Source organism: Achromobacter sp. 413638, from assembly GCF_043119405.1.
Lineage (GTDB): Bacteria > Pseudomonadota > Gammaproteobacteria > Burkholderiales > Burkholderiaceae_B > Achromobacter.
Genome location: NZ_JBICCO010000033.1, coordinates 39,092 through 61,524, shown reverse-complemented (window position 1 = coordinate 61,524; position 22,433 = coordinate 39,092). Strand labels below are relative to the sequence as shown.

Annotated in this window: 19 protein-coding genes and 1 tRNA gene; 12 read left to right on the top strand and 8 right to left on the bottom strand. The window is 67.7% G+C overall.

The features are described from left to right. Positions 1 to 33: 33 nt before the first annotated feature. Positions 34 to 1,119 carry a YeiH family protein gene (locus ACEU5R_RS15465; protein ID WP_392410738.1) on the bottom strand — a complete coding sequence of 362 codons (1,086 nt, stop codon included), beginning with the start codon at positions 1,117 to 1,119 and terminating at the stop codon, positions 34 to 36. A 122-nt stretch (positions 1,120 to 1,241) separates the two neighbouring features. On the opposite strand from ACEU5R_RS15465, the gene ACEU5R_RS15460 reads away from it, so the two are divergent. Continuing rightward, a complete protein-coding gene (locus tag ACEU5R_RS15460) occupies positions 1,242 to 2,135 on the top strand; it encodes a LysR family transcriptional regulator (protein ID WP_392410737.1) in 894 nt (297 codons plus the stop codon). Between the two features lie 63 nt (positions 2,136 to 2,198). On the opposite strand, the gene ACEU5R_RS15455 is transcribed toward ACEU5R_RS15460, so the two are convergent. Continuing rightward, the gene (locus ACEU5R_RS15455) at positions 2,199 to 3,401 is read right to left on the bottom strand and encodes a M20 aminoacylase family protein (RefSeq protein WP_103272513.1); all 1,203 of its coding nucleotides are present in this window, start codon (positions 3,399 to 3,401) and stop codon (positions 2,199 to 2,201) included. A gap of 77 nt (positions 3,402 to 3,478) precedes the next feature. On the opposite strand from ACEU5R_RS15455, the gene ACEU5R_RS15450 reads away from it, so the two are divergent. Further along, positions 3,479 to 5,173 carry an AMP-binding protein gene (locus tag ACEU5R_RS15450; RefSeq protein ID WP_392410736.1) on the top strand — a complete coding sequence of 565 codons (1,695 nt, stop codon included), beginning with the start codon at positions 3,479 to 3,481 and terminating at the stop codon, positions 5,171 to 5,173. Positions 5,174 to 5,186: 13 nt separating this feature from the next. Here ACEU5R_RS15450 and ACEU5R_RS15445 read toward each other — a convergent pair whose 3' ends face one another. Continuing rightward, positions 5,187 to 6,062 carry an inositol monophosphatase family protein gene (locus ACEU5R_RS15445; RefSeq protein WP_392410735.1) on the bottom strand — a complete coding sequence of 292 codons (876 nt, stop codon included), beginning with the start codon at positions 6,060 to 6,062 and terminating at the stop codon, positions 5,187 to 5,189. A 167-nt stretch (positions 6,063 to 6,229) separates the two neighbouring features. On the opposite strand from ACEU5R_RS15445, the gene mnmC reads away from it, so the two are divergent. From mnmC to ACEU5R_RS15415, 6 genes are all read left to right on the top strand, one after another. Continuing rightward, positions 6,230 to 8,110, top strand: coding sequence for an FAD-dependent 5-carboxymethylaminomethyl-2-thiouridine(34) oxidoreductase MnmC (gene mnmC / locus ACEU5R_RS15440; protein WP_392410734.1), 1,881 nt, complete (start codon positions 6,230 to 6,232; stop codon positions 8,108 to 8,110). A gap of 281 nt (positions 8,111 to 8,391) precedes the next feature. Then, positions 8,392 to 10,617 (top strand): TIM-barrel domain-containing protein, encoded by a 2,226-nt coding sequence (locus tag ACEU5R_RS15435; RefSeq protein ID WP_103272517.1) that lies wholly within the window; start codon positions 8,392 to 8,394, stop codon positions 10,615 to 10,617. A gap of 235 nt (positions 10,618 to 10,852) precedes the next feature. Further along, entirely contained in the window at positions 10,853 to 11,941 is a 1,089-nt protein-coding gene (locus ACEU5R_RS15430) for a methionine ABC transporter ATP-binding protein (protein ID WP_392410733.1), read from the top strand. Further along, entirely contained in the window at positions 11,898 to 12,551 is a 654-nt protein-coding gene (locus tag ACEU5R_RS15425) for a methionine ABC transporter permease (RefSeq protein ID WP_103272519.1), read from the top strand. Before ACEU5R_RS15430 ends, ACEU5R_RS15425 begins: the two co-directional genes overlap by 44 nt. 41 nt (positions 12,552 to 12,592) lie before the next feature. Next, positions 12,593 to 13,390 carry a MetQ/NlpA family ABC transporter substrate-binding protein gene (locus ACEU5R_RS15420; RefSeq protein WP_392410732.1) on the top strand — a complete coding sequence of 266 codons (798 nt, stop codon included), beginning with the start codon at positions 12,593 to 12,595 and terminating at the stop codon, positions 13,388 to 13,390. A 100-nt stretch (positions 13,391 to 13,490) separates the two neighbouring features. Continuing rightward, positions 13,491 to 13,566 (top strand) — tRNA-Lys (locus tag ACEU5R_RS15415). Between the two features lie 197 nt (positions 13,567 to 13,763). On the opposite strand, the gene ACEU5R_RS15410 is transcribed toward ACEU5R_RS15415, so the two are convergent. The 3 genes from ACEU5R_RS15410 to ACEU5R_RS15400 form a co-directional block, all read right to left on the bottom strand. Then, positions 13,764 to 14,054, bottom strand: coding sequence for an MSHA biogenesis protein MshH (locus ACEU5R_RS15410; protein WP_392410731.1), 291 nt, complete (start codon positions 14,052 to 14,054; stop codon positions 13,764 to 13,766). A 265-nt stretch (positions 14,055 to 14,319) separates the two neighbouring features. Further along, entirely contained in the window at positions 14,320 to 14,739 is a 420-nt protein-coding gene (locus tag ACEU5R_RS15405; protein WP_103272522.1) for a hypothetical protein, read from the bottom strand. Then, complete coding sequence (locus tag ACEU5R_RS15400; protein ID WP_103272523.1) at positions 14,736 to 15,176, bottom strand: Fur family transcriptional regulator; 441 nt, start codon at positions 15,174 to 15,176, stop codon at positions 14,736 to 14,738. The genes ACEU5R_RS15405 and ACEU5R_RS15400 overlap by 4 nt, the downstream gene beginning before the upstream one ends. A gap of 367 nt (positions 15,177 to 15,543) precedes the next feature. On the opposite strand from ACEU5R_RS15400, the gene ACEU5R_RS15395 reads away from it, so the two are divergent. Both ACEU5R_RS15395 and ACEU5R_RS15390 read left to right on the top strand, forming a co-directional pair. Further along, a complete protein-coding gene (locus tag ACEU5R_RS15395) occupies positions 15,544 to 16,323 on the top strand; it encodes an AraC family transcriptional regulator (RefSeq protein ID WP_392410730.1) in 780 nt (259 codons plus the stop codon). A gap of 167 nt (positions 16,324 to 16,490) precedes the next feature. After that, the gene (locus ACEU5R_RS15390; protein WP_392410729.1) at positions 16,491 to 16,682 is read left to right on the top strand and encodes a hypothetical protein; all 192 of its coding nucleotides are present in this window, start codon (positions 16,491 to 16,493) and stop codon (positions 16,680 to 16,682) included. A 9-nt stretch (positions 16,683 to 16,691) separates the two neighbouring features. Here ACEU5R_RS15390 and ACEU5R_RS15385 read toward each other — a convergent pair whose 3' ends face one another. Next, positions 16,692 to 17,159: a YkgJ family cysteine cluster protein gene (locus ACEU5R_RS15385; protein WP_392410728.1), complete on the bottom strand. Its 468-nt coding sequence runs from the start codon at positions 17,157 to 17,159 to the stop codon at positions 16,692 to 16,694. A 291-nt stretch (positions 17,160 to 17,450) separates the two neighbouring features. Here ACEU5R_RS15385 and ACEU5R_RS15380 point away from each other — a divergent pair, with 291 nt between their 5' ends. Continuing rightward, the gene (locus ACEU5R_RS15380) at positions 17,451 to 18,065 is read left to right on the top strand and encodes a DNA-3-methyladenine glycosylase I (protein WP_392410727.1); all 615 of its coding nucleotides are present in this window, start codon (positions 17,451 to 17,453) and stop codon (positions 18,063 to 18,065) included. Here ACEU5R_RS15380 and ACEU5R_RS15375 read toward each other — a convergent pair whose 3' ends face one another. Continuing rightward, complete coding sequence (locus ACEU5R_RS15375; protein ID WP_392410726.1) at positions 18,066 to 19,970, bottom strand: LTA synthase family protein; 1,905 nt, start codon at positions 19,968 to 19,970, stop codon at positions 18,066 to 18,068. Between the two features lie 329 nt (positions 19,971 to 20,299). Here ACEU5R_RS15375 and ACEU5R_RS15370 point away from each other — a divergent pair, with 329 nt between their 5' ends. Continuing rightward, entirely contained in the window at positions 20,300 to 22,432 is a 2,133-nt protein-coding gene (locus ACEU5R_RS15370; RefSeq protein ID WP_392410725.1) for an AsmA family protein, read from the top strand. Position 22,433 lies beyond the last annotated feature (1 nt).

Below are 22,433 nucleotides of genomic sequence, written 5' to 3'. Positions count from 1 at the left end.
CGCGCGCCGCGGTCGTTGCGGGCCGGGCCCGGCTCAGGACGCCAGCTTGACGATGCCGTAGCCGCCGACCAGCAGCCAGACGTACAGGATCAGGCCCAGGGCCATGACGCGGGGGCCGGCCTTCTTGATCTGCGCGAAGCGGGTTTCGATGCCCAGCGCCGTCATGGCCATGGTCAGCGCGAACACGTCGAGGCGGCGCAGCGCGGCCACGGCGTCCGCCGGCAGGATGTTCAGCGAATTGACGATGGCCAGCGCCAGGAAACCGATGGCGAACCAGGGGATGGGCAGCTTGGCGCCCTTGCCCTGGCCGCCGGCGTGGCTGGCGGCGTTGCGCAGGTACATGCCCAGCACCAGCAGCACCGGCACCAGCAGGGCCACGCGGGTCATCTTGACGATGGTGGCGACTTCGGTGGTGGCCGGGTCCACGTTGCTGGCCGCGCCCACGACCTGGGCGACTTCATGGATGGTGCCGCCGATGTAGATGCCCAGCGCCTGGGTGTCCAGGTTGAGCCAGCCGGCGTGGTAGAGCACCGGGTACAGGAACATGGACAGCGTGCCGAACAGCACCACGGTGGCAACGGCGACCGCGCTCTTGTGGGGCGCCGAGCGCAGGGTGGGCTCGAAGGCCAGCACGGCGGCCGCGCCGCAGATGGCGCTGCCGGCAGAGGTCAGCATGGCGGTGTCGCGGTCCAGGCCCAGCAGGCGCTGGCCGACCACGGTGCCGATCAGCAGGGTGCCCAGCACCACGGCCACGGAAACCGCCAGGCCGGGCAGGCCCACGGCCACGATCTGCTGGATGCTGATGTTCAGGCCATAAAAGGCCACGGCGATGCGCAGCAGCCGGCGGGCGGTGAAGTTCACGCCCACGCCCCAGTCCGCCGGCATGGTGCCGCGCAAGAAATTGCCGTAGAGCATGCCGCAGACGATGCCGACCACCAGCGGCGAGAAACCCATGTGCCGGATGGCGGGCAGGTCCGCCAGCTGCATCACGGCGGCGGCCATCAGGCCGACGAACAGGACGCCGTTGAGTTTGTCGCGCCAGGGCGTGGCGGCGGGGGCGGCCGCGTGGGCGGCGGGCGAGGCGGGAAGCGGGGCGGCGGTGCTGGTCGAAGCGCTCATGGCGGGCCTTCTGGAATATCTAAATAACTGGGTGGAATATTAGGTTTGCCACTATTATTTGAAAAATCTTTATTTTGAATATTTAATATCGGAAATTATAATATTTAAGCGGCCATGCCCTTATGACCCCAGACCAGCTGCTCACCTTCGCCTGTGTGGCCGACACCGGCAACATCAGTCGCGCGGCGCAGACGCTGCACTTGTCGCAGCCGGCGGTGTCGGGCCAGTTGCGCATGCTGCAGGAGTGGTTCGGCGAGCCGCTATATCGCCGCAGCGGCCATGGCATCGCGCTGACCGAGGCCGGCGAGCGACTGGCCGAGCAGGCCCGCCAATTGCGCCAGGTGTACCGGCAGGCGCAGGCCGTGCGCGAATCCTGGCGCGGGCTGGAGACGGGCGTGCTGCGCCTGGGCGCCAGCACTACGCCGGCCAGCTACCTGCTGCCGCGACTGGTGGCCGAATTCCGGCAGGCGTTTCCGGCCGTGAGCCTGCACTTGTCGGATGGCAACACGCGCGAAATCGTCGAGCGGCTGCCCGTTCTGGACCTGGCTTTCATCGAGGGCGACGTGCCCGCTGGACTGCCGGCAGACACGGCCGTGCATGCCTGGCGCCAGGATGAAGTGGTGGCGATCGTGCGCGCCGACCATGCGTTGTCGGGCAAGGGCGCCGTGACCCTGCGCGACCTGGCCGCGTCGCCGCTGGTCATGCGCGAACCGGGTTCGGGGGTGCGGCGGCTGGTCGAGCGCGCTTTCGCCGATGCCGGCCTTACGCCGTCGGTGGGGTTGGAACTGGCGGGCGTGGAAGGGGTGAAGCAGGCGGTGCGCGCCGGATTGGGCGTGGGCTTCGTGTCGGTGATGTCGATGCGGCACGAGGACGGCGCGCTGGCCGCGTTGCGGCTGCTGCCCCGGCCGTTGACTCGCACGCTGAGCATCCTGGTGCCGCACGCGGATGCCGCGGCTCGCGCCGCCGGGCGCTTCCTGGCGATGTGCATGGCGCTCGGGCCGGCGGACGGCGCCTAGGACTGCGCGCCGCGCGTGGCATCAGGGGCCCGGTCCCAGCCGGGCCGCCTGACGGACCTGATTTCAGGCCTGCGGCTTGGCCAGGCGCTGCAGCGCCAGTTGGACCCAATAGGTGCCGCCCAGCGGCAGCAGTTCGTCGTTGAAGTCGTAGCTGCCGTTGTGCAGCATGCACGGCCCCAGTCCGTGGCCGTGGGCGCGATGCTCGCCCATGCCGTTGCCGATCCAGACGTAGCAGCCGGGCAGTTCCTGCAGCATGAAGGCGAAGTCCTCGGCGCCCATGGTGGGCTGGACGTGGTCGTCGACCATGTCCTCGCCGACGATGCCGCGCAGCACCTCGGCGCAGAAGGCGGCTTCGTCGGGATGGTTGATGGTGGGCGGGTAGTTGCGCTGGAACTTGAATTCCACTTCGCAGTCCATCGCCGCGCAGGTGTGGCGGGCGATCTCTTCCATACGGCGTTCGATCAGATCCAGCACGTCCAGCGTGAAGGTGCGCACCGTGCCGCGCAGCTCGGCGTGGTTGGGCACCACATTGTCGGCGCTGCCGGCGTGAATCTGGGTGATGCTCAGCACCGCGGCGTCGAGCGGGTTGCGGTTGCGCGTGATGATGGTCTGCAGCGATTGCGCCATCTGCACCGCCGCCATGACCGGGTCGATGCCCAGGTTGGGCATGCCGGCGTGCGTGCCCTTGCCCTTGATGACGATCGAGAACTCGTTGCTGGACGCCATGATGGGGCCGGGCGTCAGGCCGAACTTGCCGGGCGGCATGCCGGGCCAGTTGTGCATGCCGAACACGGCTTCCATCGGGAAACGCGTGAACAGCCCGTCGTCGATCATGCGCTTGGCGCCGCCGCCGCCTTCCTCGGCCGGCTGGAAGATCACGTAGACCGTGCCGGCGAAATCGCGGTGCTGCGACAGGTAGCGGGCCGCGGCCAGCAGCATGGCCGTGTGGCCGTCGTGGCCGCAGGCGTGCATCTTGCCTTCGTGCTGGCTGGCGTGGGCGAAGGTGTTCGCTTCCTGCATGGGCAGCGCGTCCATGTCGGCGCGCAGGCCGACCGCGCGCTCGCCGGGGAGCTTGCCGCGGATGATGCCGACCACGCCGGTGCCGCCCAGGCCGCGATCGATCTCGATGCCCCATTCCTCAAGCTTGGCCGCGACGACGTCGGCGGTGCGGAACTCTTCAAAAGCCAGTTCGGGATGCGCGTGGATGTCGCGCCGGATGCCGGCGATATCGTTGTGCCAGGCGACGATGGGTTCGAGCAGTTTCATGGGGAAAATTCGGGGGACGAAAGGGAACTCAACAAGGGTATCATCATTCGAAAATCGAATTAATGGAGGCAAACACTATGGCTCGTCCGTGGCTCGCGCACTATCCGCAAGGTGTTCCCCAAGAGATTTCCACCGAGGGCTATGCCTCGCTGGTCGATTTGCTGGACAGGGCCTGCCAGCGCCATGCGGCCCGAACCGCCTGCACGGCGATGGGCACCGACATCAGCTACGCCCAGCTCGACGCGCATGCCCGCGCCTTCGCCGCGTGGCTGCAGTCGTTGAACCTGCCCAAGGGGTCGCGCGTCGCGCTGATGATGCCCAACGTGCCGGCCTACCTGGTGAGCATGCTGGGCGCGCTGCGGGCCGGCCATATCGTCGTCAACGTCAATCCGCTGTACACGGCCGAAGAGCTGCAGCGCCAGCTGCTGGACAGCGGCGCCTCGGTCATCGTGATCCTGGAGAACTTCGCGCGCACGCTGCAGAACGTGCGCGCTCGCGGCGAGCTCAAGCACATCGTCGTGACCGGTCCCGGCGACCTGCTGGGCGGACTCAAGGCGCCGCTGGTCAACTTCGTGGCGCGCTATATCAAGAAGATCGTGCCGGCTTGGCAGATCGACGGCGCGCGCATGCTGCCGGCGGTCCTGGCCGACGGCGCGCGGCGGCCGTTCACGCCTCCGGCGCTGTCGATGGACGACGTGGCCGTGTTGCAATACACCGGCGGCACCACCGGCGTGCCCAAGGGCGCCATGCTGTCGCATCGCAACCTGACCGCCAATGTGCTGCAGACCGAGGCTGTGGCCCAGCCCGTGATCCACGACCTGGCGGACCGCCAGCTCACCATCCTGAGCGCGCTGCCGCTGTATCACGTGTTCGCGATGACGGTTTGCGGTCTTTACGGCCTGCATGCGGGCATGCGCAACGTGCTCATCATCAATCCGCGCGACCAGCCTTCGCTGATCAATGCCTGGCGCAAGGTGCCCATCAATCTGTTCCCCGGCGTCAATACGCTGTTTAACGCGCTGGCGCACAACGAGGACTTCGCCAAGCTGGACTTTTCCGTGCTGCGGCTGACGCTGGGCGGCGGCATGGCGGTGCAGCAGGCGGTGGCCGAGCGCTGGCTGAAGATCACCGGACGGCCCCTGATCGAAGGCTACGGCCTGTCCGAGACCTCGCCGGTGGCCACGGTGAATCCCACCGACGCCACCGCCTATTCCGGGTCCATCGGCCTGCCGCTGCCGTCCACCGACGTGGCCATCCTGGACGACGCGGGCAACGAGGTGCCGCTGGGCGAACGCGGCGAGGTTGGCATCCGCGGGCCGCAGGTCATGCTGGGCTACTGGCGCAAGCCGGAAGAGACGCGCCAGTCCATGACGGCCGACGGCTACTTCCGCACCGGCGACATCGGCATCATGGACGAGCAGGGCTACACGCGCATCGTCGATCGCAAGAAGGACATGATCGCGGTGTCCGGTTTCAAGGTCTATCCGAATGAAGTCGAGGCTGCCGTGGCCCAGCATCCGGGCGTGCTCGAGTGTGCTGCCATCGGCGTGCCGGACGAGCACTCGGGCGAGGCCGTGAAGGTCTTCGTCGTGAAGAAAGATCCAACGCTGACCGAGGAGCAGGTGCAGCAGTGGTGCAAGGACAAGCTCACGGGCTACAAGCGGCCGCGCTATGTGGAGTTCCGCGATGAGCTGCCCAAGAGCAACGTGGGCAAGATCCTGCGCCGCGAGCTGCGGCCCGACGTCGAGGCGGCGGCCAGGCCCGCGGCCTGAGCCGGGCGCAGGTTCAGTCTGGCTTGTCCAGGTGCGGGGCGATCATTTCATGCAGGGCCTGGCCGATGGCGGCGTTGCCCGCCACGACCCGGCCGCCGATCGGCCAGGAGTCGCGCTTGTGCATGTCTGAGCACATGCCTCCGGATTCGCGCACCAGCAGCGTGCCGGCGGCCACATCCCAGGGCGCCAGCCCCATTTCCCAGTAGCCGTCATAGCGGCCGCAGGCCGTCCAGGCCAGGTCCAGCGCGGCCGCGCCCATGCGGCGCACGCCGCGCGCGCGATTGATGGCGTCATGCAGCATGGGCATGTATTGCCCGGCGAAGGAAAAGTCGCGGAAAGGGAAGCCGGTGGCCAGCACCGCGTCATCCAGCGTCTGCGTGCGCGAGCACGAGATGCGCCGGCCGTTGAGCCACGCGCCCAGGCCGTAGACGGCGGTGAACAGTTCTTCGCGGCAGGGGTCGTAGACCACGCCAACCACCGGCGTGTCCTCGGCCAGCGGCTGGCCGGCAGACACCGATGTGCCGGCGTGCGCGATCAATGCGATGGAAACCGCGTAGTGGGGGATGTCATGCAGGAAATTGGTGGTGCCATCCAGCGGGTCGATGTACCAGGTGGCGCTGCCTTGGGCCTGTCCACCGGTTTCCTCGGCCACGATGCCGAATTGCGGCGTGCGCGCGCGCAGCTCCTGGATAATGGCGGCTTCGGCTTCGCGGTCCGCCTGTGACACCAGATCGTTGCGCGCCTTGCGATCGATCACGAGATCGGCGCGGTGATGCGCGTAGGATTGCAGGATGGCGGCGCCGGCGTGCGCGGCGGTGACCGCCGCGTCGATCGTGGCGCACAGGTCTATGGGCGAACCCATCGAGCGGGGCTGATCGTAGGTATCCATGCGGCCAGTGTACGCCCCGCATGCGTCAGCCTTGTTGCGTCCGGCCCCAAAACCGCGCCGCGCGTGGCGCGCATCCAACGTCGGCGTCGCGTGGCCGGGCCGCGCTGGGCCGTCGCGTCGTCCGATAATTCGCGTCATTCCCGAATCTGCTTGAATCCTGGTCCCTCATGTCTTCGTCCTATGTTCCCCTGGCGCCGGCGACGGTTGCCCTCGATGCCGAAGGCCGGCTCTACAGTCCGGCCTATGGCGACGTCTACCATTCGCCGGCGGGGGCGCTGGGCCAGGCCGAGCATGTATTCCTGCGGGGCAATGGCCTGCCGGAACGCTGGCGCGGCAGGGATGCCTTCACGGTCTGCGAGACCGGGTTCGGGCTGGGCCTGAATTTCCTGGCGCTGTGGCGGGCATGGCGCGACGACCCGGCGCGCAGCGCGGCGCTGCACGTGCTGGCGGTCGAAGGCCATCCCTTCGCTCCGGCGGATCTGGCCGCGCTGTTGGCGCGCCACGCGCCCGGGCCGCTGGCCGGCCTGGCGCGCGAGCTGGCGGCCCAATGGCCGCTGCCACTGCCTGGCTTGCACCGGCTCGAATTCGACGGCGGGGCCGTCACGCTGACCTTGGCCTTTGGCGAGGCGCAAACCGTGGCGCCGCGTTTGGACGCCTGCGTGGATGCGTACTTCCTGGATGGTTTTGCGCCCGGGCGCAACCCGCGCATGTGGGAACCGGCGCTGCTGCGCGAACTGGCCGCCATGGCAGCGCCCGGCGCGACCCTGGCTACCTGGGCCTGCACCGGCGAGCTGCGTCGGGCATTGTCCGAATCCGGTTTCGACGCGCGCCGTGAAACCGGCTATGGCGGCAAGTGGCACATGACGGTCGCCACCGCCAGGGCAGAGGGCGCGCGGGCCGCGCAGGCGCGCGCCCGCATCCGGCCGCGTGGCCACGCCGTCGTGGTGGGCGCGGGCCTGGCCGGCGCCGGCATCGCGCAAGGGTTGGCGCTACGCGGTTGGCGCGTGACCGTGCTGGACGCCGCTCGTGCCGGTGGCGTGGCGGCGCATGCCGGTCACGTGGCGGCGGCGCTGACGCCGGTGGTGGCGCGTGACGACAATGCGCGCGCCCGGCTGTCGCGCGCGGGCAGCGCGCGGGCGCTGGCGCGTTGGCGCGACTTGCCCGAGGGCGCCGCGCCGCGCGTCTGCGGCACGGTGCAATTGGAGCGCGACGAAGGGCGCGCGGCGGCGCTGGCGGGCACCTTGGAAATGTTGGCGTTTCCCGCCGAGTGGGTGCGGCAGGTTGATCGCGATGAAGCCGGCGCGCTGGCCGGCATGCCGGTGGCGCGCGGCGGCGCTTATTTCGCGCAGGGCATGCTGATGCAGCCGGGCCGCCTGATCGAAACCCTGCTGGCCTTGCCCGGCGTGACGGTGCTGCCGGCGCAGGTCGCGCGCGTCCATCAGGATGGCGGGCAATGGCAGGCGCTGGACGCGGCGGGCCGGGAACTGGCGCGCGCGGACACGATGATCCTGGCCAACGCGGCCGGCGCCCGCGGTGTGTTGGACGCCAGCGGACTGCTGGAGCCCTGGCTGCCGCGCGTGGCGCAGATGCACGCGCTGGCCGGCGAGGTCACGCTGCTGCCCGCCGCGGCGCTGGAGGGCGGACCGCGTTGCATCATTGGCGGCGAGGGCTATCTGTTGCCCGATACCGGCGAGGGCTGCGTGGCCGGCAGCACCTATGTCCATGGCGCGGAACAGGCGCTGATCAGCGCAGAGGGGCAGCAGGTCACGTTGGGCAAGGCCGCCGGCTTGCTGGGCGCCGTCGGTCCGGCCTGGAATGCGCTGACGCCCGGCAGCCTGCCCGGTTGGGCGGGGTGGCGGGCGGTTCTGCCCGGTCGCCTGCCCGCCGTGGGGGAATTGGCCCATGCCCCGGGACTATGGATGGCCGCGGGCTATGCCTCGCGCGGCCTGTCCTGGTCCGCGCTCATGGGAGACCTGATCGGCGCCCGCCTGATGGGCGAACCTTCGCCGCTGGAGCGGGATCTGGCCGGATTGGTGACGCCTCGATGAAGGGCGATGCAAAAGAGGGGTAATTCCTATTGTGACAGGCCGTTATTGACGGCCAGTCACGGAAATTGCGTGGATTTGCCGCAAGATGGGCCCGGTTTCATAGGGCGTGGCAGCGTTTGCGAGGTGCCCGGACGTGCCGGGCCGGGGACCGATGTCAGGCTTTTACGGCCCTTTTTTTGTATGAATTGGTCGCCCAAAAGAGGGACCGAGTTTATTTCAAAGCCCAAATCCGTCAAAATAACGACTTTTGATGGTTTTTGGCTTAAGCCGGGGGATGCTCTGTGCCGCCCAAGTTCGACTTTGCCCATACTACCCAGCTCGATACCATCGAGCTGTTGACGTCTCGCCCCAGTCGCATCGATTTCGACGCGGGCGATGGGTTGCATCTGGTAGTCGAGGCGCATGCGCCTGGGGTTTTCCGCCTGCGCTTCGGCGAGGCGAGTCTGCTCAATGATGACAAGCCGGGCGCGCGTGCGCGCGCCGTCGCGGAAATGCTGCTCGCGCGCCAGGAGGCCGTGGGCGAGTCCACGATCAGTCCGCGCGACGACGGCGACGGCTGGCGTATCGCGCAAGGAGACGTGACACTCGAGGTCCGCTCCAATCCGGTGCGCGTGGCGCTGTACCGCGGCGAGACCAAGGTCTTCGAGTCCGAGGTGTCCGCGCATACGCCCGCATTCGGCCACAATGCGCTGGATGACACCGAGGCGGCCGCCTGGACCGCCGGTTTCACGCTGGGCGCCAACGAGCGCGTCTACGGCCTGGGCGAAACCCCGGGCGACCTGAACCGGCGCGAAGAATCCGTCGTGTCCGACGATCCCGAGCACCGCGCGCTGCCCCTGGCCTGGAGCCCGCAAGGCTGGGGCGTCTATGTGAACACCATGCGCCGCGTCGAGCACGCGGTGGGCGCCGCGCCGGCGGAGTCGGCCTATGTGCTGACCGTCGACGACGCCGTGCTGGACCTGTTCCTGTTCGCCGGCGAGCCGGGCGAGATCCTGAACCAGTACACCGCGCTGACCGGCCGCGCCGGCCAGCCCGTGCTCTGGGCGATGGGCGCCTGGCTGCAGCAGGCCAGCGGCGAGATGCCCACGCAGACGGTGGCCTTGCTGGCGCGCATGCGCGAGAACCAGATTCCGGTCGACGCCGTGACGCTGGCCCAGCCGGCGGCCTGGGGCTTCCTGTCCGACAAGACCGTGTTCGAATGGGACGCCCAGCGCTTCCCGGATGCCAAGCAGATGCTGGCCCTGTTCCACAAGCACAACGTGCATGTGGCGGCCTCCGGCTTTCCGGGCGTGCTCAAGAGCAGCCCGCTGTTCGAGGAACTGGAAGACCGGGGCTGGCTGCTGTCGAAGGACGACGGCTCGGCGCAGGTGTTCGACGGCATTCCCGCGACGTCCGGCCAGCCTTACGGCCTGCTGGACCTGACCTACCGCGACATCTATAACCTCTGGGTCGAACGTCATCGCCAGCTGATCGAGGACGGGCTCGACGCGCCCGCCTGCGACGCGCAGATCGCCATTCCCGACGGCGTGAACGCGCGCAACGGCGAGACCGGCGCGGCGCTGCGCAGCATGTATCCCCTGCTGGTGCGGCGCGCGCTGTTCGATGCCGTGGCCGGCCTGAAGGTGCCGCCCGAGGGCGTGGTGCCCAGTTCCGATCTGTTCCCCGCGGCGCAGCGCCTGCCCTGGCAGACGGGCCCGCAGGCTGAAAACAGCTGGGACGGCCTGCGCCACACGTTGCGCACCGCCTTGTCGATCGGCGCCAGCGGCGTGCCCGTGCAGGTGCACGGCATCGGTTCGGCCTCGCGCGATCTGGCGGGCATGACGCCCGAGCTGTACCTGCGCTGGCTGGCCATGGGTGTGTTCTCCGCGAACTTCTCGTTCCAGGGCGTGAACGGCCTGATGCCCTGGGATTTCGGCGACGAGGTCCTGGCGCATGTCCGCACCTGGATGCAGTGGCGTTATCGCCTGGTGCCCTATGTGCTGGGCGCGATCGAGGATTCCGCGCGCACGGGCCTGCCGGTGCAGCGCTCGATGGCGCTGTCCTTCCCCAACGACGAGCATGCCCACGATTGGGATCTGCAATACCTGCTGGGCCCGGCCCTGCTGGTGGCGCCGATCACCGAGCCCGGCAAGAGCGTGCGGGTGTACCTGCCCAAGGGCGACGCCTGGTGGGACCTGAACACGGGCCATCGCTACGAAGGCGGCACCACCTGGACGCTGGAGTGCGAACTGGGCCAGTTCCCGGTGTTCGGCCGCGAAGGCCACATGCTCTGTCTCGGCCCCGCCGCCCAGCATACGGGCGAGTTCAACTCGGCCCGCATCCTGGACGAGGTCTGGATGTTCGGCATGCCGGTGCACAACCCCGTTGTCATGCGCAACAAGATCCGTGTCATGCAGATGCAGGGCTCGAGCTACATCAAGGGCCTGGAAGGCTTGCGCATCTCGCCGTCCGAGGGGCTGGAGGTCAAGCGCCGCGGCGCCGAGGTCCGTATCTCGCGGGCGCGCTGAGCGACAGGGGCTGCGGCCGGACAGGTCGGCGCCCCCGGTTTTCCGCGCAACGCAAGCCGCGCTGAACAAGGGCAGTCAGGAAGGCTTTCCTTCCCGACTGCCCTTTGCCCTTGATGCGCGGACGTCGCGCTCATGTTTGCTAGCGCTGCTGGCAAATTCTATATTTCTTGTAGTTATAAAAAATGAAAAATACGGTCGTTCTCTTTAGAAGAGAAAAGATACAGAATCGCCTGCCATGATTCACATCGAGAACCTTTCCAAGACCTACGCCACGCCGCATGGCCTGTTCCAGGCCCTGCGCGGCATCAACCTGCACATCGAGCAGGGCGAGGTCTTCGGCATCATTGGTCCCAGCGGCGCTGGCAAGAGCACGCTGGTCCAGTGCATCAATTTGCTGGAGCGGCCGAATGAGGGCTCGATCGCCATCGGCGGCCAGCCGTTGACCGGCCTGGGCGAAGCGCAGCTGCGCGCGCAGCGCCGTCGCATCGGCATGGTGTTCCAGGGGTTCAACCTGCTGTCGCGCCGTACTGTGTACGGCAACGTCGCGCTGCCGCTGGAAATCGCCGGCGTGCCCAAGAGCGAGATCCCGGCGCGCGTGGAGCGCCTGCTGGCCCTGGTCGGCCTGGAGCACCTGCGCGACCGCTATCCCAGCCAGATCAGCGGCGGCCAGAAGCAGCGCGTGGGCATCGCGCGCGCGCTGGCCAATGACCCGGACGTGCTGCTCAGCGACGAGGCCACCTCGGCGCTGGATCCCGAAACCACGCACAACATCCTGGCCTTGCTGCGCGACATCAATCGCAAGACCGGCGTGACCGTGGTCATGATCACGCACCAGATGGAAGTGGTGCGCGAGGTCTGCGACCGCGTGGCCGTGCTGTCGCAAGGCGAAGTGGTGGAGATGGGCAGCACGCGCGAAGTGTTCGCGCAGCCGCGCCACGCAGTCACCCGCGCCATGGTGTCGGCGGCCACCGCGTCCGATCTGACCGACGCTACGCTGGCCGCCGCCAAGCAGCGCATCGAGACACTGGCCGCCGCCCAGCCTGGCCAGGCCGTGCGCCTGCTGCGCCTGTCGCTGACCGGCAACGACGCCTCGGGCGCCTTCCTGTCCGATCTGTCCCGCCAGTTCTCGCTGGACGTGGGATTGGTGCAGGCCCGTGTAGAAGATATCCAGGGCGTGGCCGTGGGCACGATGTTTGTGCTGGTCCAGGGCGCGCCCGCCGCGGTCAAGGACGCCGTCGCGGCGCTGGCCGCCCGTGACATTACCGTTGAAGAAATTGCTCATGAGCCCGCAACTGATCGACCTGCTTATTACGTCGCTGCTTGACACCCTGCTGATGGTGGGCGTGGCCAGCGCCATCGCGGTGTTGATCGGCATCCCGCTCGGCGTGACGCTGACCGTCACGGCGCGTGGCGCCATGCTGGAAAACCAGCCGGTCAACCACGTGCTGGGCGCCATCATCAACGCCACGCGCTCGGTGCCCTTCGTGATCCTGATGGTCGCCATCATTCCGTTCACGCGGCTGGTGGCGCAGACCTCGATCGGCACCACCGCCGCCATCGTGCCGCTGTCGGTCGCGGCCATTCCCTTCATGGCCCGCATCGCCGAGAACGCCATGCGCGAAGTCGATCCGGGCCTGGTCACGGCGGCGCGCGCTATGGGCGCCTCGCCCATGCAGATCATCGTCAAGGTGCTGCTGCCCGAGGCGCTGCCCGGCCTGATCGCCGCCACCATCGTCACCATCGTCAGCCTGATCGGCTATTCCGCCATGGCGGGCGCGATCGGCGGCGGCGGCCTGGGCGACCTGGCCATCCGCTACGGCTACCAGCGTTTCCAGACCGAGGTCATGGCGGCGGTGGTGGTGGTGCTGATCGTGCTGGTGCAGGCCATCCAGAGCTTCGGCGACCGTCTCGTGCGCCGGCTCTCGCACCGCTGAGCCCATTCTTTCCTACTTCCGACATTCGGGATATTCGCAACATGAGCATCAAGGTTTTGAAGTCGTTGGCCGCGTTCGCCCTGGGCGCCGCCGTGTTTGCCCAGCCCGCGCTGGCGCAGGACAAGCCGCTGAAAGTCGGCGTGACCGCCGGCCCGCATGCGCAGATCTTCGAAGTGGTGAAGCAGGAAGCCGCCAAGCAGGGCCTGAACATCCAGATCATCGAGTTCTCCGACTACGTGCAGCCCAACGTGGCGCTATCCTCGGGCGACCTGGACCTGAACAGCTACCAGCACCAGCCTTACCTGGACAACGCCAATGCCGACCGGGGCTACAAGCTGGTCAGCATCGCCAAGACCGTGATCTTCCCGATCGGCATCTACAGCAAGAAGATCAAGTCGCTGTCCGAGCTGAAGGAAGGCGCGCGCATCGGCCTGCCCAACGATCCGACCAATGGCGGCCGCGCGCTCCTGCTGCTGCAGGCCAACGGCCTGATCAAGCTGCGTCCGGAAGCCGGCCTGAAGGCGACGCCGATCGACGTGATCGATAATCCCAGGAAGCTGCGCTTCATCGAACTGGACGCCGCCCAGCTGCCGCGCTCGCTGGACGACACCGACGCCTCGGCTGTCAACACCAACTTCGCGCTCGAAGCCGGCCTGAACCCGGCCAAGGACGCGATCGCCCAGGAGTCGCCGGACTCGCCCTACGCCAACGTGCTGGTGGTGCGCGAGAAGGACAAGGACCGTCCGGAGTTCGCCAAGCTGGTGTCGGTCTATCACAGCGCCGCGGTCAAGCAGTTCATCGAGACCAAGTACAAGGGCGCCGTGGTGGCGGCCTGGTAAGTCAGAGACCGGGTACGCGGCCTGGCTGTTGCGCTGATCTTACGGTCGCAGGATTTTTTGACAAGATCGGGCAAATCAGCCATAATTTCTGGCTTCGGTCGGGTTGTTAGCTCAGTCGGTAGAGCAGCGGACTTTTAATCCGTTGGTCGCGAGTTCGAGTCTCGCACAACCCACCACCCCCCACCACCCCGAATTTCAGCGTATGCCGGGCTCTGTTCCTGGGCGATGCGCTGGTGAGGTTGACGATGACGCCGCTCTCTTTGAGAGCGGCGTTTTCTTTTTGGAGCGCGCTGGTCGGGGGCAAATCCAGGGGCAAATCCTGGGGCAAATTCGAGGTAACAACCCCCGGCATGGCGGAGCCAGGTCAAGCGCTTCAGGACAACAGCCGAGGCCGCATCGCCGCCGTCAGGTCATGCAGGCTCAGCCCGCAGCTGCGCGCGCGTTCGGACAGTGCGGCGCTGTGCTCGAGCGCGCGCTGGCTCTCGGCCAGCAGTACGTCCAACTGTTCTTCCAGCGTGGCGGCCATGGTCCAGGCGTGTTCGGCGAACTGGGAAAAGAAGCCTTCGGCGCAGGTCCTGCAGATCGCGGTGCCGTTTTTCTCCAGCAGCGGAGCGCCTTGCGCAAGCGTCGATAGGCAGAAGGCACAGGCGAGGGTGCGGCTCATGCGTTGAACGGCTCGTGAAATGGGTTGTCGGAAGTGCCCTGCGGCCAGGGCACTTACCAACAACGGCGCGGGCCGCCGACTCTTAAGGCCGGGAAGACGAGGATGACTTGCTCCTGTGCCCCAGCGCGGCTTTGCCAGGTTTTGGCAATTCCCGGGCGATTGTGCGGGTCGCACGCGCGAGACGGGCAAAAAAACGCGCCCCGAAGGACGCGTTGCAAATACCGGGCCTGTGGCCCGGCCAGGGGGTTGGGTTGAGCCGGACGCTTCAGCTCAGGTTGAAGCCGCCCGGGCCGGCCTGGCCCAGCACTTCGCGCGCGCACTGCATGGCTTCGGTGGCACTGGCGACCGCCAGGAACGGCATGTCGAAGGCTCGCGCCATCTTCTCGGCGCGCTTGCGGATCTTCTCCAGCGCCTCGGCGTCCCGCTCCACCGCGATGAAAGCGCGGCAGCGCGCGCGCAGTCGCGGCATGTTCGTCGTCTGCCATTCCACCATCGCCTTGCGGTCTTCGTGTCCGGCTTCCTGCCGCATGTCGGGCACCACCAAGACGAAAGGCTGGGGGTTGTTCACCAGCATCTCCATTTCGCGTATCCAACTGGCGGAATAGCCATCCGGGGCGCCGCCGTGCTTGGCGGTCACGATGGGGAAGTGGGACAGGTCGTGAAAGAAAAACTGATCTCGGTTCATTCGAATTCTCCGTGAAGGTGGGCGGCGGCGCCCTTGCGGCATCCGCAACCGCCGTAGAGCACCAGGCTGTAGGACTCCAGCGCGAAGCCGCTGCGCCTGGCGATGTCTCCGACCAGCCGCGACATCGAGGGATCGCTGGATTCCAGGATCCGGCCGCAATGCGTGCAGACCATGTGGTCGTGGTGCCCCTTGTCGTTTATTTCGTACACGGTGGTGTGCGCGTCGAGCTGCGTGCGCTTGAGCAGCCCGGCTTCCTCGAGTTGCGTGATCACCCGGTACACCGTGGCCAGGCCGATGTTGCTGCGGTCGGCGATCAGGCTGCGGTAGAGGTCCGCCGCGCTCATGTGCTCGCCCGCGTGTTGATGGAAGATGTCCAGGATCTTCAGGCGCGGATAGGTGGCCTTGATGCCTGCATCGCGCAATCGGGTGTGGTCCATGTGGGTTCTCCAGTCAGGGTAGGGCCGGCCTGATGAGAATGATGTCTATTTTCAAAATTTCCCGCTAACGGGATCCCGTCAATCAGTAGCGCAAACCTGCCAATCTCGATTGCGAGCGTATGCGGAGGGGGGGGGCGTGAATCGGGGGACAGTATCGAACCTCAAGCGAACTTCAGGTCAAGCATGTCGCAGCGGATGGACCACGCGATGTCTGCGCATGCGCAAGGCCCTGGGCCGTGCTCGCCAGGCGCCATCCGGGCGTGGGCACATGACGGCTTGCGTGGAATGCCGAGAAAATGAGAATGATGTACATTTGCATATCATCCGCAGACCGGGGCTTCATGTCCCAGCCCACGTTTTTACGATCATGTACCGCGAGGAATCCGCGCTTTTTTCCGGCAATCTCCTGCTGACCCCGCACAGCGTGCGCGGCCGGCGCGAGACCAAGGGCATATACGTGCCGCAACACCGTCACGACGAGGGCATGCTGGCGCTGGTGCACGAGGGCCTGGTGCTGGTCCAGGCGGGCAATGAGGTCTGGACGGTGATGCCGGGCAGCCTGGGCTGGATTCCGCCGGGCGTGATGCACGGCGCGCGCTGGTTCGGCGATGCCCATGGTTCTTTCCTGTTCGTGCGGCCCGACGCCTGCGCGCAGTTGCCCTCTGTCTGCCGGTCCTGGCCGTCGTCGCGGCTGATCGAGGCCGTGGTCGAGCGCATCGCCAGCGGTCCGCCCGGCATGCTGTCGGAAGCGTATCTGGCGCAGTTGTTCGAGGTGCTGCTCGAGGAGGTCCGCCTGCGCGAGCACGATCCCATGCCCTTGCCCATGCCCGAGGACCCGCGCCTGCAGGATCTGGCCAACACGCTCCTGAGCACGCCGGACGATCCTTCCGGCATCGATGACTGGGCGCAGCGCCTGAACATGTCGTCGCGCACGCTGATGCGCCGCTTCCGCCAGGAAACCGGCGTGACGCTCGGCCAGTGGCGGCAGCGGGCGCGCCTGCTGCGCGCGCTGGAGATGCTGGGCCGTGGCGGATCCGTCACCGAGGCTGCGCTGGCCGTGGGCTACGAGAGCACCAGTGCCTTCATCGGCAGCTTTCGGGCGGCGTTCGGCGTCACGCCGTCGCGTTACGTGGCTGGCCGCGACTAGCTCGCCGGCCGAGCGCGTTCCGGGGGCGTTGCTGGCGTCCGCATTTACCGTTCTTTACCCTTTTTCGACAGAATCGCCGATCTTCTGAAATGCCCGCTGTCTACGATGGCGTCAGGGTAGGACAGGCAGGTCTGGCCGTCCGCCCGCGATGCTTCAGGGGTGTACTCATGTCTGTTCAGACGATCCAGATTCTTTCCAGGGCTGGCAGCGGCGGCGTCATCGCGCGCGCCGTGCCCGCCGCGCATGCCGGCGTTCGTCCGCCTGTCGGCGTGCCTGCCTTTCCGGCCATCCTGTGCAAGATCCTCGCGTCGACGCGCAGCGCCTGGCAGCTCGACGGCGCGCCGGCCGGCAAGTCGTAGCGCTGTGGCTCAGGCGGCGGCGGGCTGGTCGGGATGCTGCGGCTGCGGGCCAAGCGGATCGTTTTCCGCGTCGGGGCGCGGCGGCACCGCCGGCAGGCCCAGGGCCAGGCGCAGGCGCTGGCAATCCGGGTTGGGCGTGCCGTCCGGCAGCCAGATATCGAACTCGCGGCAGGGCGTGGGGCGGTTTTCGTAGATGGCGCAGTGGATGCCCGGCTTGCCCAGTTCCCCGCGCAGCGAGATGCAGCGCCCGCCGCCCATTTCCGTGCCTTTCATGCAGGCGCGCAGCGGGCTGAGCTGGGTGACCAGTTCCACGGGCACTTGGCCGCCGTTCTCGCCCGCCAGCTCGCCGCAATAGAACGAGACCCGGAAGTGCGAACAGCACGCGCCACAGTCCAGGCAGGGATTGGCGGCGGGGTCGTCGCCAGCCAGGACGGCGGGCGAAACGAAAGTGATGGGCGAGGTTTCTAGCAAGGACATGGCGGAAAGTCCGTAAGCCTGTCCGGTCCCGGCGTGGACGCAAAACGGGCTTGCGTCGCGCAAGCCCGGCGGGTCGATCCGGGAGGCGCGGGATCGCCCGCGCGGGATCAGGGAAATGGATAGTAGCGGGATTTCCGTCGCGCGATCCACGATTTTTTTGTCACCGGGCGATGCCGGCGAAAGCGCGCCTGCGGACCCGGGCGGCCATGGGATAAATGCGGCGCTGCGCGCGGGGACGGGCGCCTGCCTGGGTTAGCATCTCGTTCTGAGAATGCGCCGGGAGCGCCACCAATGAGCCTCAAGACCGATTTCCCCGATGGGCTGGCCCGCTGCGGCTGGCTCGACGGCTCCGCCGATTACACGGCCTATCACGACCTGGAATGGGGCCGTCCCGTGGCCGACGACCGCGCCCTGTTCGAACAGCTGAGCCTGGAGGGTTTCCAGTCGGGCCTGAGCTGGCGGACCATCCTGAACAAGCGCGAGGCCTTTCGCCGCGGCTTTTCCGGTTTCGATCCGGCGCGCGTGGCCCGCTACGGTGAAAAAGAGATCCAGGTGCTGCTGGCCGATGCCGGCATCGTGCGCCACCGGGGCAAGATAGAAGCCGTGATCAACAACGCGGGCCGGGCGCTGGAAATGATCGAGCGCGTGGGCTCCCTGGCGGCATTCCTGTGGCGCTACGAAGCGCCGCGCAAGGCGCCGTCCAATCGCGGCGCGTCGGTGTCCGAGCAGTCGCAGGCCCTTTCCAAGGCGCTCAAGAAGCTGGGCTGGAAGTTCGTGGGGCCGACCACGGTCTATGCCTTCATGCAGTCTGTGGGCATGGTCAACGACCATGACCCCGGCTGCCATTGCCATGCCGCCTCGGAACGCGCGCGGCGGGAGTTCGCGCGTCCGGGGCAGACCGGCTGATCAGACCGGGTTCGCGGGCCCGGCCTGGCCGGGCAGGGCATAGCGGCCTTCTCGGTAGGCCCAGCTCGGCCACAGCGCGTGCGCCAGTGCCTCGCGCGCCAGCTCGGGATCCAGCGCCTCGGGCGTGTAGTCCTCGGGGGCGGTGTAGCGGTATTGCACCGGCGTCTTGCTGGGCGCCATCACCAGCAGCCGGTCTTCCTTCAGGTACCCATAAGTGTTGTCGTACTGCATGATGGCGCGGCCCGGCGTGCTGCGGGTGAGGTCGTGGCCGATCATGGGGTGCTCGGTGTCGACGCCGGTCAGCGACAGCAGGGTCGGCGCCAGGTCGATCTGGCTGATCAGGCGCTCGTCGCGCCGAGGCTCGATGCCGGCGCCCAGGATCACGGCGGGGATATGGAAGTGCCGCACCGGCACCAGGCTGGCGCCGAACACGCGCGAGTCATGGTCCGCCGCGACCAGGAATACCGTGTTTTCCCAATACGGCGAGGACTTGGCGCGCTCGAAGAAGCGCCCCAGCGCCCAGTCGGCATAGCGCACGGTGTTCTCCACGGTGGCCGGATTGCCGTCGACCTGGATGCGGCCGGCCGGGTACTCCCAGGGCGAATGGTTGGAGACGCTGAAGGCCAGCGTGAAAGTGGGCTGGTCGCCGTCTGCGCGCAGCAGCCGGTCCAGCTGGTTGAACATGTCTTCGTCCGATGCGCCCCAGGTGCCGACGAAGGCCGGATCCACGAAATCCGCGCGGTCCACGACCTGCTTGAAACCATTGCCCAGGAAAAAGCCCTTCATGTTGTCGAAGTGCGATTCGCCGCCGTAGATGAAGCGCGAGTGATAGCCGTGCCGGCCCAGCAGGTCGGCCAGCGAGAAGAAACCGCGCTGCGAGCGCGGCAGCTTCAGCACGGCCTGCGCCGGCGTGGGCAGGAATCCGGTGACGACCGCTTCCAGCCCGCGCACCGAGCGGGTGCCGGTCGCGTAGGCGCGGGTGAAGGCCCAGGACTCGCGGGCCAGGGCGTCGAGTTCGGGCGTCAGGTTGGCGCCGCCCAGCGCCGCGCTGTACTGGGCACCCAGGCTTTCCTCCAGGATGATCACCACGTTGAGCGGACGCTTCGTCTTGCGGGTCGCGGGTTGCGCGTGCAGGCTGGGATAGTCGGCGTTGGCGGGCGGGACGGGCAGGCCCGCCTGCCTGAGCACGCGTTCATGCATCTCGGCTTCGTCCATGTTGCCGTAGACGGCCGACGCGGATTTCTCGTTCTTCATGCTGTAGACGGCATAGAAGACGTTGTAGAGCGAGTTCAGCGCCAGCGTGTTGAGCATGCCGTCGGAGCTGTAGGCCACCGAGGACGGGTTCATGGGGCGGTGGCCCAGCGTGCCGCGGATGGACAGGATCACCACGGCCAGGATCGCCAGGCTGGCCAGCGGCATCTGCCACCAGCTGAGCGGCGCGTCGGGCGCGGCCGGCCAGAACAGGCGCAGCGCGCCCCAGCCGATCAGCGCCACCAGGGCCAGGCCGCCGACCAGCGCGGCCTTGTAGCCGCGCCAGAGCATGCCGGAGACCTCGCGCGGATGCTTCAGGTATTCGACGAACAGGCGGTTGGGGCGGGAGTCGTATTCCAGAATGAAGGCGGGCGAGGCGATTTCCAGGAAGGCCAGCAGGATGAAGCTGGCCAGGTACCACACGGCCGCCGCGTCGGCGGCGAACGAAAAATGGCCGAACCAGGGCGACAGCACGGCGGGCAGTGCCGCCATGACGGCGATCTGGTGCGCGTCGATGCGCAGGCCGCCCAGCATCAGCGGCAGCAGTCCGCCGGCATTGCGCACGCGCTGCCATTGCCACGCGGCCAGGGCCAGGCGGCTGAAAGTCAGCAGCGCGAACGCCGCTGCCACGAAAATCAAGGTTGAATGCCGCATCGGGCCTCCAGGTAGTTCTGCCATCCGTTCCTCGCGGAACGGGTCCATCCGGGTCGCGTAGTCCTGTCTTTTTGTAACTCCGCGCTCCATGCGCCTTCCGGCACGCGCCGTCTGCCCGAATCAGGCGCCGCAGCAAGCGCGGCGGCGCCGGCCGGGCTGCCGCGCCGGTTACGGCGAGCCCTTGACGCGTGCCAGGCCGGAAAAATCCATACACATTCTCGGGCCGGCAAGCTTAACCCGTCCGGCGGGTCGGGCTACCCTATAGGGGACTGAACGGGGCACAGGAGCGGCGACGGCCTGCCATCGTCGCGACGCCAAGGATAATAACCATGACACGCACAAGAAAAGTAGCGATCGGGGTTTTCGCCGTGATCGGCGTGGCCATCGCGGCCCTGGTGGCCGTCGTGGCGCTGTTCGACTGGAACCGCGCCAGGCCGATGATCAACGAGCGCGTCAGCGCCGCCATCGGGCGGCCCTTCGCCATCAACGGCGACCTGAGCGTGCGCTGGGCGCGCGAGCCGGATGAGGGTGGATGGCGCGGCTGGGTGCCGTGGCCGCACGTGAGCGCGCAGGATATCTCCGTCGGCAACGCGCCCTGGGCCAAGGCGCCGGCCTTCGCCACGCTCAAGCGCGGCGAGTTCAGCCTGTCGCCGCTGCCGCTGCTGAGCCAGCGCGTGGTCATCCGGCGCATACAACTCACCGAGCCTGCCGCCGACCTGGAGCGTCTGGCCGATGGCCGGGCCAATTGGCAGTTCACCATGCCCGACACCGGCGAGCCGTCGCCGTGGGTGCTGGACATCAACGAGATCGGTTTCGACAAGGGCCAGGTCGGCTTGCGCGACGAGATCCTCAAGGCGGATCTGACGCTGCAGGTGGATCCGCTGGGCAAGCCTGTTCCTTTCGCCGACGTGGCCGGCGCGGATTTCGCGCCGCAGGCGCCGGCTGATGGCGCGCCCGCCGCCGGATCCCCCGACGTCGCCGCCAGCCCCGCCGCGCGAGCGCCGTCCGGCGAGTCCACGCCGCGCGACTATGTGTTCGGCTGGAAGGTCTCGGGCAAGTACAAGGACCTGCCGGTCAAGGGCGAGGGCAAGGTCGGCGGCATGCTGGCCATGCAGGATGCGAGCCAGCCGTTCCCGGTGCAGGCGGATCTGAGCGTGGGCGGCACGCGCGCGGCGGTGGTGGGCACGCTGCGCGATCCGGCCAGCCTGGCCGCGCTGGACCTGCGGCTCAAGCTGTCGGGCGGATCGATGGCGCAGCTCTATCCGCTGACCGGCGTTACGCTACCCGACACGCCGCCTTACTCCACCGACGGCCATCTGGTGGCGCGGCTGCGGCGCCAGGGCGGCGCGGTGTTCGACTACAAGGACTTCAACGGCAAGGTCGGCAATAGCGACCTGCACGGCGACGTATCCTTCGCGCTGGGCGCGCCGCGCCCCAGGCTGACCGGCAAGCTCTCGTCCAAGCTGCTGCGCATGGCCGACCTGGGGCCGCTGATCGGCGTGCCCTCGGGCAAGGCGGCGCCGGCCCAGGACAAGGACAAGAGCGCGCCCGCCCGGCCGCCCGGCGGCAAGGTCCTGCCGACGCAGGCATTCCGCACCGATCGTTGGCGCGACATGGATGCCGATGTGGCGCTGGAAGCGGCCAGCATCATCCACGACAGCAAGCTGCCCCTGTCCGATCTCAGCGTCCACGTGGTCCTGCAGGACGGCGTGCTGACGCTGGATCCATTGAAGTTCGGCATGGCGGGCGGCAGCATGGCCGCGACGGCGCGCCTGGACGGCTCCGGAGCGCCGCTGTCCGGGCGGATCGAGGTGCATGCGCGGCGCCTGCGCCTGAAACAGCTCTTCCCGGCCTCGCCGTCCATGCAGAAGACGCTGGGCGAGCTTCATGGCGACCTGGCGCTGACGGGCTCCGGCAATTCCGTGGCGGCCCTGCTGGGCTCCGCGACCGGCGACGTGAAGATGCTGGTCAACGACGGCGTGATCAGCCGCAGCCTGATGGAGATCGCCGGCCTGAACGTGGGCAACTACGTCGTCTCCAAGCTGTTCGGCGACGACGAGGTGAAGATCAATTGCGGCGTGGCCGACCTGCAGATGAAGAGCGGCACGATGACGCCGCGCGTGTTCGTGTTCGATACCGAGAACGCGCTGATCGGCATCACGGGAACCGCCGACTTCAAGAACGAGAAACTGAACCTGGATATCACGCCAGACAGCAAGGGCTTCCGTCTCTTTTCCCTGCGATCCCCGCTATACGTGCAGGGCACGTTCGGCAAGCCGGACGTGGGCGTGAAGGCCTTGCCGCTGGCGGCGCGCGGCGCCGGCATGGTGGCGCTGGGCGTGCTGCTGACGCCGGCCGCGGGCCTGCTGGCCTTGATCGGTCCCAGCGCCGACGAGGGCAATTCCTGCGGCGCGCTGCTCAAACAGGCGAAAGGCGCGTCGGCGGCCGGCAAGGGCAAGTAGC

Coding starts and splice junctions, on each gene's coding strand:
- ACEU5R_RS15390 (WP_392410729.1), top strand. CDS start 16,491: ATGTCTGTTCAGACGATCCAGATTCTTTCCAGGGCTGGCAGCGGCGGC.
- ACEU5R_RS15450 (WP_392410736.1), top strand. CDS start 3,479: ATGGCTCGTCCGTGGCTCGCGCACTATCCGCAAGGTGTTCCCCAAGAG.
- ACEU5R_RS15370 (WP_392410725.1), top strand. CDS start 20,300: ATGACACGCACAAGAAAAGTAGCGATCGGGGTTTTCGCCGTGATCGGC.
- ACEU5R_RS15420 (WP_392410732.1), top strand. CDS start 12,593: ATGAGCATCAAGGTTTTGAAGTCGTTGGCCGCGTTCGCCCTGGGCGCC.
- mnmC (WP_392410734.1), top strand. CDS start 6,230: ATGTCTTCGTCCTATGTTCCCCTGGCGCCGGCGACGGTTGCCCTCGAT.
- ACEU5R_RS15380 (WP_392410727.1), top strand. CDS start 17,451: ATGAGCCTCAAGACCGATTTCCCCGATGGGCTGGCCCGCTGCGGCTGG.
- ACEU5R_RS15460 (WP_392410737.1), top strand. CDS start 1,242: ATGACCCCAGACCAGCTGCTCACCTTCGCCTGTGTGGCCGACACCGGC.
- ACEU5R_RS15410 (WP_392410731.1), bottom strand. CDS start 14,054: ATGAGCCGCACCCTCGCCTGTGCCTTCTGCCTATCGACGCTTGCGCAA.
- ACEU5R_RS15465 (WP_392410738.1), bottom strand. CDS start 1,119: ATGAGCGCTTCGACCAGCACCGCCGCCCCGCTTCCCGCCTCGCCCGCC.
- ACEU5R_RS15430 (WP_392410733.1), top strand. CDS start 10,853: ATGATTCACATCGAGAACCTTTCCAAGACCTACGCCACGCCGCATGGC.
- ACEU5R_RS15425 (WP_103272519.1), top strand. CDS start 11,898: ATGAGCCCGCAACTGATCGACCTGCTTATTACGTCGCTGCTTGACACC.
- ACEU5R_RS15385 (WP_392410728.1), bottom strand. CDS start 17,159: ATGTCCTTGCTAGAAACCTCGCCCATCACTTTCGTTTCGCCCGCCGTC.
- ACEU5R_RS15395 (WP_392410730.1), top strand. CDS start 15,544: ATGTACCGCGAGGAATCCGCGCTTTTTTCCGGCAATCTCCTGCTGACC.
- ACEU5R_RS15455 (WP_103272513.1), bottom strand. CDS start 3,401: ATGAAACTGCTCGAACCCATCGTCGCCTGGCACAACGATATCGCCGGC.
- ACEU5R_RS15405 (WP_103272522.1), bottom strand. CDS start 14,739: ATGAACCGAGATCAGTTTTTCTTTCACGACCTGTCCCACTTCCCCATC.
- ACEU5R_RS15375 (WP_392410726.1), bottom strand. CDS start 19,970: ATGCGGCATTCAACCTTGATTTTCGTGGCAGCGGCGTTCGCGCTGCTG.
- ACEU5R_RS15445 (WP_392410735.1), bottom strand. CDS start 6,062: ATGGATACCTACGATCAGCCCCGCTCGATGGGTTCGCCCATAGACCTG.
- ACEU5R_RS15400 (WP_103272523.1), bottom strand. CDS start 15,176: ATGGACCACACCCGATTGCGCGATGCAGGCATCAAGGCCACCTATCCG.